The sequence below is a fragment of the Xanthomonas vasicola pv. musacearum NCPPB 4379 genome (assembly GCF_000277895.2).
GTDB lineage: Bacteria > Pseudomonadota > Gammaproteobacteria > Xanthomonadales > Xanthomonadaceae > Xanthomonas > Xanthomonas vasicola.
Genome location: NZ_CP034655.1, coordinates 704,183 through 719,151, shown reverse-complemented (window position 1 = coordinate 719,151; position 14,969 = coordinate 704,183). Strand labels below are relative to the sequence as shown.

14 protein-coding genes are annotated in these 14,969 nt (G+C 62.9%); 2 read left to right on the top strand and 12 right to left on the bottom strand.

Features of this window, described 5'->3' with window-relative positions:
- Window positions 1-27: 27 nt before the first annotated feature.
- The 8 genes from hslU to KWO_RS03310 form a co-directional block, all read right to left on the bottom strand.
- Window positions 28-1,395, bottom strand: a complete 1,368-nt coding sequence (gene hslU, locus KWO_RS03350) for an ATP-dependent protease ATPase subunit HslU (protein ID WP_017112915.1) — start codon at window positions 1,393-1,395, stop codon at window positions 28-30.
- 100 nt (window positions 1,396-1,495) lie between these two features.
- Window positions 1,496-2,047 (bottom strand): ATP-dependent protease subunit HslV, encoded by a 552-nt coding sequence (gene hslV, locus KWO_RS03345; RefSeq protein ID WP_010376013.1) that lies wholly within the window; start codon window positions 2,045-2,047, stop codon window positions 1,496-1,498.
- Window positions 2,048-2,483: 436 nt separating this feature from the next.
- Window positions 2,484-3,401, bottom strand: a complete 918-nt coding sequence (gene xerC / locus KWO_RS03335; protein WP_010376015.1) for a tyrosine recombinase XerC — start codon at window positions 3,399-3,401, stop codon at window positions 2,484-2,486.
- Between the two features lie 193 nt (window positions 3,402-3,594).
- On the bottom strand, window positions 3,595-4,266 hold the full coding sequence (locus KWO_RS03330; RefSeq protein ID WP_010376017.1) for a DUF484 family protein: 672 nt from the start codon (window positions 4,264-4,266) through the stop codon (window positions 3,595-3,597).
- Window positions 4,263-5,117 (bottom strand): diaminopimelate epimerase, encoded by an 855-nt coding sequence (dapF, locus tag KWO_RS03325; protein ID WP_010376019.1) that lies wholly within the window; start codon window positions 5,115-5,117, stop codon window positions 4,263-4,265. Before dapF ends, KWO_RS03330 begins: the two co-directional genes overlap by 4 nt.
- Window positions 5,107-5,343, bottom strand: a complete 237-nt coding sequence (gene lptM / locus KWO_RS03320; protein WP_010368295.1) for an LPS translocon maturation chaperone LptM — start codon at window positions 5,341-5,343, stop codon at window positions 5,107-5,109. Before lptM ends, dapF begins: the two co-directional genes overlap by 11 nt.
- 57 nt (window positions 5,344-5,400) lie before the next feature.
- Window positions 5,401-5,799, bottom strand: a complete 399-nt coding sequence (locus KWO_RS03315) for a YbaN family protein (RefSeq protein WP_017112916.1) — start codon at window positions 5,797-5,799, stop codon at window positions 5,401-5,403.
- Window positions 5,800-6,162: 363 nt separating this feature from the next.
- Window positions 6,163-8,235 carry a S9 family peptidase gene (locus KWO_RS03310; RefSeq protein WP_026113139.1) on the bottom strand — a complete coding sequence of 691 codons (2,073 nt, stop codon included), beginning with the start codon at window positions 8,233-8,235 and terminating at the stop codon, window positions 6,163-6,165.
- Between the two features lie 142 nt (window positions 8,236-8,377).
- Between KWO_RS03310 and KWO_RS03300 the strand changes: the two genes are divergently transcribed.
- Window positions 8,378-9,562, top strand: coding sequence for a pyridoxal phosphate-dependent aminotransferase (locus KWO_RS03300; RefSeq protein ID WP_010368298.1), 1,185 nt, complete (start codon window positions 8,378-8,380; stop codon window positions 9,560-9,562).
- 438 nt (window positions 9,563-10,000) lie between these two features.
- Here the strand turns inward: KWO_RS03300 and KWO_RS03295 are convergent, their stop codons facing one another.
- The 3 genes from KWO_RS03295 to KWO_RS03285 form a co-directional block, all read right to left on the bottom strand.
- The gene (locus tag KWO_RS03295; RefSeq protein ID WP_010368299.1) at window positions 10,001-10,333 is read right to left on the bottom strand and encodes a hypothetical protein; all 333 of its coding nucleotides are present in this window, start codon (window positions 10,331-10,333) and stop codon (window positions 10,001-10,003) included.
- Between the two features lie 114 nt (window positions 10,334-10,447).
- The gene (locus KWO_RS03290) at window positions 10,448-12,541 is read right to left on the bottom strand and encodes a prolyl oligopeptidase family serine peptidase (RefSeq protein ID WP_010376035.1); all 2,094 of its coding nucleotides are present in this window, start codon (window positions 12,539-12,541) and stop codon (window positions 10,448-10,450) included.
- A gap of 67 nt (window positions 12,542-12,608) precedes the next feature.
- Window positions 12,609-12,920, bottom strand: a complete 312-nt coding sequence (locus tag KWO_RS03285) for a hypothetical protein (RefSeq protein WP_010368301.1) — start codon at window positions 12,918-12,920, stop codon at window positions 12,609-12,611.
- Between the two features lie 382 nt (window positions 12,921-13,302).
- Between KWO_RS03285 and KWO_RS03280 the strand changes: the two genes are divergently transcribed.
- Window positions 13,303-13,872 carry a lipocalin family protein gene (locus KWO_RS03280; protein ID WP_010376039.1) on the top strand — a complete coding sequence of 190 codons (570 nt, stop codon included), beginning with the start codon at window positions 13,303-13,305 and terminating at the stop codon, window positions 13,870-13,872.
- A gap of 108 nt (window positions 13,873-13,980) precedes the next feature.
- On the opposite strand, the gene KWO_RS03275 is transcribed toward KWO_RS03280, so the two are convergent.
- A complete protein-coding gene (locus KWO_RS03275; protein ID WP_010368305.1) occupies window positions 13,981-14,946 on the bottom strand; it encodes a helix-turn-helix transcriptional regulator in 966 nt (321 codons plus the stop codon).
- Between the last annotated feature and the right edge of the window lie 23 nt (window positions 14,947-14,969).

Sequence of the window (14,969 nt, the reverse complement as noted above, 5' to 3'; positions counted from 1 at the left end):
GCGCTCGTGGATTGCCATGCAACGCTGTCAAAGGATATAGCGGCTCAGGTCCGGATCCTGCACCAGCTCACCCAGCTGCGCGTCCACATAGGCAGCATCGACAGTGACGCTCTGCCCGTCGCGGTCCGGTGCTTCGTAACTCAACACATCGAGCAAACGTTCCAGCACCGTGTGCAGGCGACGTGCGCCGATATTTTCCTGGCGTTCGTTGACCTGTGCTGCAATCTCGGCCAGCCGATCCACTGCGTCAGATGCGAATGTGAGAGACACGCCTTCGGTCTGCAACAAGGCTTCGTACTGCTTGATCAAGGCAGCCTTGGGCTCGGTGAGAATGCGCACGAAATCTGCCTTGGTCAGCGCGGTCAATTCCACGCGGATCGGGAAGCGGCCCTGCAATTCCGGAATCAGATCGCTGGGCTTGGCCAGGTGAAACGCGCCTGATGCAATGAACAGGATGTGGTCGGTCTTGACCGTGCCGTACTTGGTCGACACGTTGGACCCTTCCACCAGCGGCAATAGATCACGCTGCACACCTTCACGACTGACATCGCCACCATTGGAACCGGCTTCGCCGCGCTTGGCCACCTTGTCGATCTCATCGATGAACACGATACCGTGCTGCTCGCAGGCTTCGATCGCGGCGGTGCGCACATCGTCTTCATTGACCAGCTTGCCGGCTTCTTCTTCAATCAACAGCGGGCGCGCGGCCTTGATGGTGAGCTTGCGCTTCTGCGACTTGCCGCTGCCCAGATTGGAAAACATCTGGCGCAATTGCTGGCCCATTTCTTCCATGCCCGGCGGGGTCATGATGTCCATGCTGGCGTTGACGGCGACTTCCAGTTCGATCTCGCGCTCGTCCAACTCGCCGTTGCGCAGCATGCGGCGGAACTTGATGCGGGTTTCGTTATCCTGCGACGACGGTTCGTTGCGCGCCGCTTCCGGGTCGAAACCAATACCGGCTGCACGACGCGGCAACAGCGCATCCAGAATGCGATCTTCGGCGCGTTCTTCGGCCTGGTTGCGCACACGCACCTTGGCCTGCTCGCGATACAGCTTGACCGAGGTGTCGGCCAGATCGCGAATGATCTGCTCTACGTCCTTACCGACGTATCCCACTTCGGTAAAGCGCGTGGCTTCCACCTTGACGAACGGCGCATTGGCCAGCGTGGCCAGACGCCGCGCGATTTCGGTCTTGCCCACGCCGGTGGGGCCAATCATCAGGATGTTCTTGGGCATTACTTCGTTGCGCAGCTCTTCCGGCAACTGCATCCGGCGCCAGCGATTACGCAGCGCGATGGCAACCGCACGCTTGGCGTCGTGCTGGCCAACGATATGACGGTCAAGCTCCTGCACGATTTCGCGCGGAGTCATTGTGGCGGTACCGATATTAGGCATTAGAGATTTGGGATTCGTAAAAGCGGAATAGGAACGATCGATGGATATCCGGGCGGAGGGAAAGGAGCGCTTTTGCGAATCCCCAATCCCGAATCCCGAATCACAGCTCTTCAACCACCACATTGCGATTGGTATAGATGCAGATATCGCCAGCAATATTGATTGCTTCGGTGGCAATGGTCCTGGCATCCAGCTCGGTGTGCGCCAGCAGTGCGCGTGCGGCCGACAAGGCGTACGAGCCGCCAGAACCAATGGCGATGATGCCGTCTTCCGGCTCGATGACATCACCGGTGCCGCTAATGATCAGCGAGGTCTCTTTATCGGCTACGGCCAGCAGCGCTTCGAGCTTGCCCAGGCGGCGCTCGGTGCGCCAATCCTTGGCCAGCTCCACCGCGGCGCGGGTCAGCTGGCCGTGTTTGTCGAGCTTGGCTTCGAACAACCCGAACAAGGTAAACGCATCGGCGGCAGCGCCGGCGAAACCGGCCAGCACCTGACCCTCGCGCCCGAGCCGACGCACCTTGCGCGCATTGCCCTTCATGACCGTATGGCCAAGAGTGACCTGGCCATCGCCAGCGACGGCGACATGCCCACCACGTCGAACCGAAATGATGGTGGTGGCGTGAACGATATTGGGGTTCTGGCTAGGGTCCATGGATCCTCCGGGGGTTTCCAAGAAGGTGGGGACGCCCCTGCAGGGTTCAAGCGCGCTGCGGCGAAGCGCCGCAGGCCGGACCGGCGCACTCACTTGCGAGACAGCAATTGCTGTTGTGTGCGGCCGAGCGGGTCGCAACAAGCAGATCACGATAACGCGTGAGTTGCACTTGCACTTGCACTTGCACTTGCACTCGTACTTGCACACGCACCCCCGCTCCGCGCCCCAGCCCGCGCTTGTGGCGCGAGCGCTCCAAGGCACGCGCGCCAATGGCGCGCAAGCAGCGTCCTCTCGCCCCCGGGGGAGAGGGGCTTTGAGCGCGCCCCTCAAACGTCACTTGCGCTGGATACGTGCATCACCTGCTGCGTCTATGACGTTCGATCATGCATGGAACTGCGACGCTTCCAATCTCTGATCGTTGCTTACTGCTTAGCGCTTACTCGGCAGCTTTCTTGCGCTTGGCACGCGGATGCGCGGCATCGTAGACCTTGGCCAGATGCTGGAAATCCAGATGCGTGTAAATCTGTGTGGTGGCGATATCCGAGTGACCCAGCAACTCCTGCACGCCGCGCAGGTCGCCGGACGATTCCAGGATATGGCTGGCGAAACTGTGGCGCAACATATGCGGATGCACGTCCTTGAACATGCCCTGGCGCAGAGCCAGTTGCTTGATGCGGATCTGCACCGCGCGTTGCGAAATCGCACCGCCCGCACGCCCTGGGAAGACGTGCGTGTCCGCGCTTGCGCCACTGTCGCGCAGCCACTCGCGCAACGCGGCGATCGCGTGCGAGCCCACCGGCACCAGGCGCTGCTTGCTGCCTTTACCGAGCACCATCACCAAGCCGCTGTCCAGGTCCAAATCGCGCCAGCGCAACGCGCATAACTCGCTCAGACGCAGTCCGGACGAATAGAACAATTCCAGCAGCGCGCGATCGCGCAGGCCCAGTGGCGCATCGGTCGGCACTTCTACCAGACGCACCGCTTCGTCGGCATCCAGCACCTGCGGCAACTTGCGCGGCGACTTGGGTGCACGCATCGCCGCCGCCGGACTGGATGCGATGCGGCCATGCTTGAGCAACCAGGCGTAGTAACTGCGACATGCCGACAAACGGCGCTGCAGACTTTTGGGCGAGAGGCCGCGTCGATGCTCGGCTGCAACGAATTGCCGCAAGTGCGCGCTATCGAGCTGCGCAGTGTCGAGTGGCGTGGCAGTTTGCTGCGCGCCGTCTTCGGTGTTGTGCTCGGCCGTCCAGGCGACCAACGCGGCAAGGTCGCGCCGATACGCGTCCAGCGTATGTGCCGAGACCTGCCGCTCGACCTGCAGATAGCTCAGGAATTCGTCGACCGATGACATGTCAGCGCGCGCGATACCACGGTGTGGATGCCGTCATCCGCTTGCGCAGATCGCCCAGCAACATGCATGCAGACCTTGCGCCTTGCAGTTGCAGAAATTCTTCAACAGCCGCCACCACCTCATACTCCCCGCTGCCAACGCAATGCCACTATCGGCAACGTGTCGCCAACCGCGAGGTGCGCTACAGCCAGCATCACACGTCGAAGCGTTGCAATGCCACGCTCAGCGATTCGCCCATCATGCGCAGGAACAGCGTACCCATGCCGGGATAGAACCGGTTGGCGTCGCTGCTCCCCACCGCGATCAGGCCGATACCCGGCAGCGGCAACAGCGCGGTGGATTGCACGTCGCTGGCCTGGGCACCATAAAGCAGCGCGTGTTTGTCGGCTTGCAAGCGGCCGCAAATGGGCTCGCCATCGCTCAGGCAATCGCGAAACGGAGCCAGCCGTGCATCATCGGTTGCGATGATCTGCAGCCAATCGGCGTCCAGCGCATCAACCGGCTTGAGCAACACCAGCCGCACCAGTTCACCATTGAAATCTTCCGCCAGCGAGGCTGCCATCGCCTTGAGCGTGTCGGCCGCGCTGGTCTGGCGCATCAGCGCCAGCGTGAGTTGGTGCGTGCGCACTGCCAGCCGCTCGTTTTCCTGCGCATTGCTGCCCAGCTCATGCAGGCGCCGCGATAGTTCGCGGTTCTTGTCGCGCAGCACTTCGAGTTGGTAGGTCGCCAACGAAGCGGTGGGGCCGTCGTCACGCGGCACCAGCAAGCTCACCGCCAGATCTGGGAACTGCTTGAGGAAGGTCGGGTGACGTCGCAGCCAGGTGGCCACTTCGTGTGCGCCGAATTTGTCCGTGTTCTCGCTCATCCGTTCCATTCTCCATCGAAGACGAACACCGCCGGGCCGGACATGACCACTTGCTCGTGGTCGCCGGGCCAACGAATGCGTAGCTCGCCACCTGGCAAGGACACCCGCACGTCGCGCTCGACGCGGCCGCGCTGCATCAGCACCACCGCAGCCGCACAGGCGCCGCTGCCGCAGGCCAGCGTTTCGCCAACGCCGCGCTCGAACACGCGCAGACGCACATGTGCAGGGTCGACCACCTGCACAAAACCCACGTTGACCGAATTGGGAAACGCAGCGTTCTGCTGCAGCAATGTGCCGACGCGCTCGACCGGTGCCGCATCCACGCGACCGACTTCGATCACCGCATGCGGGTTGCCCATCGACACTGCGCCAAAACGCACGGTCTCGCCGTGCACCGGCAGCGCATATTCGTCGCGTGCATGCGCAAACCCGGCCAGCGGAATCTGTGTGGGCTCGAACTGCGGTATGCCCATCGCCACCGCATAGCGGTCGCCGTCAAGGTGCTCGACCGCATGCGCGGTGACCGGACTATCGATGATGAAATGCTCGCCCTGGGCGGTGCCATCGCGCACCAGCCACGCGGCGACACAGCGCGCACCGTTGCCGCATTGGCGCGCGGCGGAGCCATCGCAATTCCAGATGCCATAGGCCGCCACGGCGCCTTCGCTGCGCGGCGCTTCGATGGTCAGAATCTGATCGCAGCCCACCCCGAAGTGGCGGTCGGCCAACTGCGCTGCCAGAGCGGCATCTGGCGGCGGCGTGCCGTCGCGCAGGTCCAGCACTACGAAATCATTGCCGGCGCCATGCATTTTGGTGAAACGCAGACGCCCGCTGCGACCGTCAGCGCTCATTGCCGCTGCTAGCGGGCTGGTCTGTGGTGGGTGCAGGCTGGCTGCTGTTGTCCACGGGCGCCGGCGTGGACTCATCCGCGGGCTGCGGCTGCGGCACCGGCTGGGCTTCTACCGGCACCGGCTTCTGCGGCATGACCAGCGGGCCCTTGTTGCCGCAGGCGGCAAGCAGGACAAAGGTCGCACCAACCAGTGCGAGACGAACAGAGGGTCGGGACATGATGCTCATGGGCCGAAGTATAGCCAGAACACGGTTACGGCCGTGCGCTTCGCGCATTTGCAATGTTCAGTGCGCACCAGGTAGCGTGCGCGGCGGCGGTTCGGGGCGCAGCCACAGCCAGATCGCCACCACCGCCATGCTGGCAATTGACAGGCACTTGGCCCAGAACACCGGCACGCACCACAGCATGATCGCAGCGCAGAGCGCCATGGTCAGCGTCGCCATCCACTTGGCCCTGCGGCTGACCGCACGATAGGTCTGCCATTCCACGATCGCCGGGCCGAAGCGCGGATGCGACAGCAGCCAGTGATGCAGGCGCTCGGAACCGTGTGAGGCGGCCCAGGCCGAGATCAGGATGAAGACCGTGGTCGGCAGACCGGGAACGAAGATCCCGATAATGCCGGTCGCCAGGCTGGCGTAGGCCAGCAACCACCAGGCCCAGCGGAATCGAGTCGGTCGCGTCATGCGCAGATGATACGGCCAGCGATGAGGTTTGGTGAGTCGGCCCTGCGCCGGCAATTGTGACCGCCGCAGGAGGGACGCTGTGCACAGCGGGCAGCCATGCAGCACTGGGGTCAGATGTGGCATGGCGCCCAGCCTCGCTGCGGTCAGAAACACACACCATTGGCAGCGACACCGGCCTGCGGTGCTCGGCTCGCTCTAGGGCGACGCAATGAACGCAGTCAACCGATTAAGGAAAAGCCAGACATGGAGCGGAAGATGGACGAGATGCTAGTCGCTCTCGTCCCAACGAGCGGCGAGCTCCCAGGCCCCAGCCATCCGCTATAACCAATCCCAAATCCCGACTCCCCAATCCCAGCCCTCCAGCTACTTCACACCCAACTGATCCAGCACGAACGCATACGATTCGGCCAGCTCGCGATAGCGCCGGAACCGGCCGGATTTGCCGCCATGCCCGGCTTCCATATTGGTGCGGAACACGATCGGCTGGGTACCCGTATTGTCATCGCGCAACTTGGCCACCCACTTGGCCGGTTCCCAGTACTGCACCTGCGAATCCCACAATCCAGTGCCCACGTACAGCGCCGGGTACGCCTGCTTGCGTACGTTGTCGTACGGCGAGTACGACAGCATGTAGTCGTAATAGTCCTTGGTTTCCGGGTTGCCCCACTCGTCGTACTCATTGGTGGTGAGCGGAATACTGGCGTCGAGCATGGTGGTGACCACATCGACAAACGGCACCTGCGCCACCATCACCCGATAGTCCTGCGGGGCCATATTGGCCACTGCGCCCATCAACAAGCCGCCTGCGCTACCACCGGACGCAGCGACGCGGTCCTTGGCCGCGTAGCCCTGTGCGACCAGGCCGCGGGTGACATCGATGAAGTCGTTGAAGGTGTTCTTCTTGTGCAGCAGTTTGCCGTCGTCGTACCACTGCCGGCCCATTTCCTGGCCGCCGCGGATATGCGCGATCGCATACACCACGCCGCGGTCCAGCAGGCTGATTGCCGGCAGATTGAACGCCGGGTCCATCGACATGCCGTAGCTGCCATACGCGTACTGGAACAACGCTGCGCTGCCGTCCTTCTTGAAGCCCTTTTTGTAGACCAGCGACACCGGCACCTTGACGCCGTCGCGCGCAGTCACCCACACGCGTTCGGTCACGTACTTGCTGGCGTCGTAGCCGATCACCGGTTGCTGCTTGAGTAATTTGCGCTCGCCGGTCTGCGTATTGAGCTCGTAGGTGGTCGCCGGCGTGGTCAACGAGGTGTAGCTGTAACGCAGCCAGGCGGTATCCGGCTCGGAGTTGACCGACAACCCCATCGAGTAAGCTGGTTCATCTGCCCTGACGTACTCATGGCTGCCATCGCGCTTGAGCAGGCGCACGCGCTCCAACCCGCCGGAACGTTCTTCGATGGCGGTGAACCCATCGAACAACTCGAAGTTTTCGATGTAGACGCTGTCGTCGTGCGCCACCCAATCGGTCCACTGCTTGCGCGTGGTCGCATCGGTGGGTGCGGTGACCAGCTTGAAGTTCCTGGCGTTATCGGCATTGGTGCGGATCACCCAGCGGCCATCGAAATGCTCGGCGTGGTATTCCACATCGCGCTCGCGCTTGGCCAGCACCTTGAAGGTATCCGGCTTGGCGGCCAGCGCATAGCGCGTTTCCGAAGAAACCGTGCTTTCAACCTCAATGGTGATGTATTTGTCGTCGCGGGTGCGGCCGAGGCTCATGTAGAAGCTGTCGTCCTTCTCTTCGTAAACCAATACATCGTCCTTGGACGGTGTGCCGAGCACATGCTTTTTCACACGCACGGTGAGCAGCGTTTCCGGGTCGTTTTCGACATAGAACAGCGTCTTGTTATCGTCCGCCCAGACCACGTTGGCCGACACACCTTCCACGGTGTCCGGATAGAGTTCGCCAGTGTCCAGATTCTTGAAGCGGATGGTGTATTGACGGCGGCCGACAACATCGTCAGCCCAGGCAAGGATGTGGTTGTCCTGGCTCACCGCGGCATCGCCAACACTGAAATAGCCCTTGCCTTGCGCCATCTGGTTGACATCTAGCAGGATCTCTTCCGGCGCATCCATGCTGCCCTTGCGGCGCGCCTGGATCGGATAATCCTTGCCGGTTTCGAACCGCGTGTAATACCAATAACCGCGCTCACGATACGGCACGCTGGCGTCGTCCTGTTTGATACGCCCGACGATCTCGGTATACAGCGTCTCTTCCAACGGCTTCAGTGGCGCCATCACCTTGTCGGTGTAGGCATTCTCGGCGTTGAGATAGGCCAGCATCGCCTTGTCTTCGCGCTTGTCGTCGCGCAACCAGTAATAGTCGTCGTTGCGGGTCGCGCCAAATGGCGCCTTGACCACGTGTGGGTGCTTGGCAACGTCTGGTGGCGAAGGAAGGGCGGCGAAGGCGGTAGATATGGTCATCAGGCTGGCGATCAGAGTGAGGGCTTACTTCATCAGATTGGGGTCCGTCGGATGAACGCAATGCCATCCCAGCACTTGAGTGTGGGAGAGCCTGTTGTCGGGCGTCATGTGTCCTAGGTCATGCTGGTCTATCATCGAAACGATGGATTCCAGACTCCCGCATGCATCCGGCTATAGCCGCCGCAGCCAGGACATCGCTCCCTTTCATGTGATGTCGCTGCTGGCCCGCGCCAATGCGCTCGAACAAGCCGGCCACGATGTGATTCACCTGGAGATCGGCGAGCCCGACTTCACCACCGCAGCGCCGATTGTCGCCGCCGGCCAGGCCGCCTTGGCGGCCGGCAACACCCGCTACACCGCCGCACGTGGGTTGCCGGCACTGCGCGAGGCGATTGCCGGTTTCTATGCGCAGCGCTACGCATGCAACGTCGATCCGGAGCGGATCCTGGTCACACCGGGCGGTTCGGGCGCGTTGCTGCTGGCCAGCAGCCTGCTGGTGGATCCGGGTAAGCATTGGCTGCTCGCCGACCCGGGATACCCTTGCAACCGGCACTTTTTGCGCTTGGTCGAAGGCGCCGCACAACTGGTGGCGGTCGGCCCGAACACCGACTATCAATTGACCCCTGCGTTGGTGGAAACCTGTTGGAACGCCGATAGCGTGGGCGCCTTGGTGGCCTCGCCAGCAAACCCCACCGGCAGCGTGCTCTTTCCCTCGCAACTGGCTGCGCTGGCGCAGACGCTACATGCGCGCGGCGGCCATCTGGTGGTGGACGAGATCTACCACGGCCTGAGCTACGGCCTGGACGCGCACAGCGTGCTGGAAGTGGACGACAGCGCGTTTGTCCTGAACAGCTTTTCCAAATACTTCGGCATGACCGGCTGGCGCCTGGGCTGGCTAATCGCACCACCCGACGCGGTGCCGGAACTGGAAAAGCTCGCGCAGAATCTGTACATCAGCGCTTCCACGATTGCCCAGCACGCCGCGCTGGCCTGCTTCACGCCCGAGAGCATCGCCATTTTCGAAGCGCGCCGTGCCGAGTTCCAGCAGCGTCGTGACTACTTATTGCCGGCCTTGCGTGCGTTGGGTTTCGATATCGCGGTCGAACCGCAAGGCGCGTTTTATTTGTATGCAGACATCAGCGGGTTTTCAGATGATGCACAGGCATTTTGTGCGCATTTTCTGGAGACCGAACATGTTGCGTTCACCCCCGGCATCGACTTCGGCCACTACCGCGCCAATCAGCATGTGCGCATTGCCTACACGCAGAGCCTGCCGCGGCTGGAACAGGCGGTGGAGCGAATTGCGCGTGGGTTGAAGAAGTTGTGATTGGATGAGCCGCCCGTCGCGCGATGCACGGAAGGTTTTGCTTGAAGCGCGGACCTTACGCATCTGAATTGGCAGTACGCGGAGCGCCTAATCGCTTGATTGGCTGTGTAGCTTCTGTCGCGAGTCACCTACTCGAATACGCAATCTAAGTAACCTTCCTGCACGGGATCGCACCCTCATCCGCCCTTCGGTCACCTTCTCCCCCGTGAAGAAGGACAATCCCCCGACGGGAGAAGGAAGCAGCTAGCGATACGCCTGCTCGCCATTGCGCTCTGATCGACCGGCGCTGACGCTATTTTTGCTCGCAACCCACCAGATCGAAAAACTGTCGGGCAACCTGTTGCCGCTGACCTGGCCCTGCCCGATACCACAGCGCCTCGCGCAGATCCGGCGACAGGAAATGTGCGGGCGCTGGCGTTCCCAGGCGGGGAGCCTCGCTCAGGAGGCGATAGTCCGCGTCGGTGCCGATGTAGCTGATATCGCCGAGCGGGCGCGGTCCTCCATCGGGATCCGGCGGTTGCCATCCTGTGCGGTGACATCCGTGCTGGAGGCGAGGTGCTGACTGCCATCACTGCCGCCGTTCCAGGGCAGAAACCACGCATCCAATCCGGTGTGCGAGGAGTGCACGCGCAAGGCCAGCTGCGCTCGCCACTGCGGCCCGCTGGCCACCGCATGAAATTCTGCTTGCACGCCGGCATCGTCGCGCAGTGTATAGCGCGCGTTCTCCACCGCGCACCCGCTGACCGCCAATGCCATCATCAAGACCCACATCGATCACGCTCCGTCACGTCGACTCTCGACAACACTCTTAAACGACACGAGGCCGCTGCGTACTGCCAGCGGCCTCGTGTCACGCGACGCATCATGCCGCATGTCGCCAGCACCTCAATCGGCCAGCCGCTCCCACAGGAAACTGTAGGCCAGCGCTGCCATATGCGCAGCCTGCGCATTATTGGCCGCGCCGCCGTGTCCGCCTTCGATGTTCTCGTAATAGGTCACGTCCTTGCCGGCCTCGATCATCTTGGCCGCCATCTTGCGGGCGTGGCCGGGATGCACGCGATCGTCGCGCGTGGAGGTCAGGAAGATCACCGGTGGGTAGGTCTTCTTCGGGTCGAACAGGTGGTACGGCGAGAAGGCCTGGATGAACTTCCAGTCGTCGGTATCCGGGTTGCCGTATTCGGCCATCCACGAGGCGCCGGCCAGCAGGTGGCTGTAGCGCTTCATGTCCAGCAGCGGCACCTGCACCACCACCGCGCCGAACAGTTCCGGATACTGGGTGAGCATGTTGCCGGTCATCAGGCCACCATTGCTGCCGCCCTGCACGCCCAGATGCTTGGTGGAGGTGATCTTGCGCGCAACCAGATCCTTGGCCACCGCGGCCATGTCTTCATACGCCTTGTGGCGGTTCTGCTTGAGTGCAGCCTGGTGCCAGCGCGGGCCGTATTCACCACCTCCGCGGATATTGGCCACCACGTAGACGCCGCCCTTTTCCAGCCACGCGCGCCCCAGCCCGCCGGAGTAATTGGGCGTCATCGAAATTTCGAAACCGCCGTAGCCGTAGAGCAACGTGGGCGCGCTGCCATCGAGCTTCAAAGCCTTCGGGCGCACCAGGAAATACGGCACGCGGGTGCCGTCCTTACTGGTGGCGAAGTGCTGCTCGATGGTGTCCTTGCCGGCATCGAAGAAGGCCGGCATGGTCTTGAGCGGCTGCGGTGCAGCGCCCACGTCCACCCACGACAATGTGGTGGGGGTCAGATAATCGGTCACGGTGAGCCACAGCGCATCGCTGTCGTCGCTATCCACCGCGCTGACATCGACCGTACCGAAGCTCGGCGCACCGACAAACGCGCTCTTTTTCCAACCATCCTGCGATGGCGTGACCACGCTCAAACGATTCTTGACGTCTTCCAGCACGTTCAACACCAGATGCGACTTGGTCCACGCCACGCCAGCCAGCGAGGTGGTGTCGGTGGGCTCGAACAACACATCGAAGTTGCGCTTGCCAGCCATGAAGTCGTCGAAGCGAGTGGCCAGCAGTGCGCCGGCCTTGTAGGTCTTGCCGCCTACGGTCCACGGGTCGCGCAGTTCCAGCGTCAGCCACTGGCGCTTGACCGACTTGCTGGCCGAATTGGGCACGTCCACCTTGACCAGCTTGCCGTCGGCGCCCTTGAGATACAGCTCGTCGTTGTAGAAGGCCAGCGTGCGGCTGACGAAATCGCGCTCGAATCCGGGCGTGTCTTCATGCATCGCCGCGATGTACATGTCGGTCGGCTTGCCTTCGTACACCACGCTCGCGGCAGTCATTGGCGTGCCGCGCTTCCACTGCTTGGCGATGCGCGGGTAGCCGGAGCTGGTCATGCTGCCGGTGCCGAAATCGGTGAACACGTAGACAGTGTCCTGGTCGATCCAGCCCAGCCCGCCCTTCGACTCAGGGCGGAAGAAGCCGTCCTTGACCCACTGCTTGCTTCCCAGATCGAACTCGCGGGTGACATCGGCATCGGCACCGCCGCGCGACAGCTCGATCAGGCAGCGCTGATAGTCAGGACGCAGGCAATCGGCGCCATGCCACACCCAGTTCTCGCCTTCGGCCTTGTTGAGCGCATCCAGGTCCAGCACTGTTTCCCACTTGGGCGAGGCCTTGCGGTATTCGTCCAGCGTGGTGCGCCGCCACATGCCGCGCTCGTGCTGCTTGTCCTTCCAGAAGTTGTAATAGAACGCGCCGATCTTCTGCACGCCCGGAATCTTGGCGTCCGAATCCAGCACCTGGCGAATGCTGGTTTCCATCTGCTTGAACGCCGGCGTGCTGGCCAGCCGCGCTTCGGTCTTGGCGTTCTGGGCCTTCACCCAGTCCAGCGGCTTGGCGCCGGTGACATCTTCCAGCCAGGCGTAGGGATCGTTGGACACGGCGGTTTCCTCTGCAGAGACGGCGCCAGCGGTGATCAGGCCGGCAACCAGGCAGATCGAGGCGAACTTGGGCATGAATGTTTCCGGAAAAACGAATGGCCGGAACGTAGCACAGCGCCCCGCCGGCCAACCCTGCCGAAGGTCAGGCTGCCCGCGCCTGTGTCGCCGTACGCGAAGCATTGCGTCGGCGCTGTGCCTGCGGCCCGCGCCGACGGGGCGCAACACGGCGCACTCCACGCCCTGCCAGGGTGGGCAAGGCAAACCGGTACAGGCTCCACCACGCCAGCATCGGCATGCCGACCAGCCACAGCGGCAACCAGCCGATCCATTCGCTATAGCCACGCGCGGCCGGCCACACCAGCACCAGGGCCAGCCCGGCCAGGGCGATCTGCCGCACCGGGCGCAGTACGCGCGGGTCGGGACGTTCGGAATGGGAAGAAGGACGATGCGACATGGCGGCACTCCGTGCAGGAAGGATCACAACAGGCCCGCAGGATTGCCGCTGCCCATCTCACCGGCTGCGACCTTGACGCGAGCCTGTGCGGCGCGCGGCTCGGACGCTGTCTCAGAGGCACCCGGGCTCGGGAAGGTCGCAGTTGCAGACAGCTACGATGTCGGCGTCTCGGCAACCCTGACAGCCAGCGACAACAGACCGCCCCGCGCTGCACAACCCTGCGGCCGCGGCGCCAATGCCTGACCGACACCCGTCAGCCAGCCCCGACCGCCCCCAATCCGCTGAAGCCCCCCCGGCACCGTTGCCAGACGCGACCGTTGACGCGAACTTGCCCCCTGCATGCGGTAGTGTGCTGCTCCGACTGCCTCCTTGTGATGTTGCGATGCGCCTGACCGTTACGATCGCCCTCGCTTTTCTGCTCGTCCTGGGCCTGCCCGTGGCACACGCCAAGGACACATCCGCCAGTGAGCCGGCAGTCAATCTGTCCAAGATCATGGGCACCTGGTACGTGATTGCGCGCATGCCCAACCCGGTGGAGCGCGGCCACGTCACCAGCCGCGACGAATACACCCTGGTCGAAGACGGCAAGGTGGCAGTGCGCTATCTGTACCGCGACGGGTTCGGTGAACCGGAAAAGGAAGTCAGCGCGCGCGCGTCGGTGGATGCCGACAGCGGCAACCGCGATTGGCGGGTGTGGTTCTACAAGGTGATCCCGGCCAAGCAGCGCATTCTGGAAATCGCCCCGGATGGCTCCTGGATGCTGATCTCCTACCCGGGCCGCGACCTGGCCTGGATCTTTTCGCGCAAGCCGGACATGAGCCGCGAGCAGTACCGCATGCTGGTCAACAAGATGCGCGACGAGTATTCGATCTACACCGACAAACTCAAGCGCGTGCCGCAGCTGCGCGAGCAGGTGGACCGCCTGGGATTTGAGGTGCCGAACAAGCGCTGAGCGCGTTGGTCGCCCTGACCATGCACCAGGTCAGTGGCGCGTGGTCGATAGCCGTTCACATGTGCGCCGCGACAGCCGCGCGGCGTCGCGGTTCACCACCGGCAATGCTCAGTCGTAATTGCTCAATGCCAGCGACAACAACGCCTTGGCCTGCTCGCGCAACGACATGGGTTCAACGATCTCCGCATCCGAGCCGTAGTGCAGCACGTCCATCAGCAGTTCGCGCGAGTTGCTATACGGCAACTTGAGCTCGTAACGGCCATCGGGCAGAAAGCGCCCCTGCTGTTTGGAATGCCAATGTTCGTCGGCCACCCAGCGCGCCGCCTTGGAACTGAACACGATGGTCGCCCAGCCCTTGGGTGCTCCGGAGAAAATGCCGTAGGTGGCGGCAAGTTGCTCGTCCAGTTCGCTGTCGGGCACATCGCGCGGCGCGGCATCGAGCAGGCGCGCATGGTTGATGCGGTCTACCGCAAAGCTGCGCACACCATCGCGGCCGTGATCCCAGGCGTCCAGATACCAGTTGTCGCGGTAATGGGTAATGCGCTGTGGCGACACCGTGCGCTTGGTCGATTCATCCGTAGAGCGCGCGCGGTAGTCGAAGCTCAGCTGCTTACGCTCCAGCACGCCGGAGGCCACGGTGCGGAAGCTGGCTTCGTCCAGCTTGCGGCCGCGGTGCGGAATCACCCGCACCCGATCCACCGGCCATTGCGAGACACCGGCTTGCGCAGCGAGCAAGCCTTCGATGCGTTGCTGCAACGGTGCCAGCATCGAGGACAGCACTCCGCCGCCGGTCCGCGCGAGCAGTTGCTGCGAAGCCAGCAACGCGTGCAGCTCTTCCGAGCTCAACCACAGGCCGGGTAATTCGAAGCGATCGCTTTCACCGGTTAGATAGCGAAAGCCCGATTCGCCGTCGCCTTCCACCGGCGCCATTAGCGCATCGCGCAGAAACGCCAGATCGCGGTAGACGGTTGCGCGGGAACAGCTCAGCTCATCCTGCAGCCGCGCCACCGTGACCGGGTAGCGTGCCGATTTGAGCAAGCGATGCAGGGAGTTGATGCGTTCATAGCGGTCCATGCGTCGATTATGTCCGAGTCTTT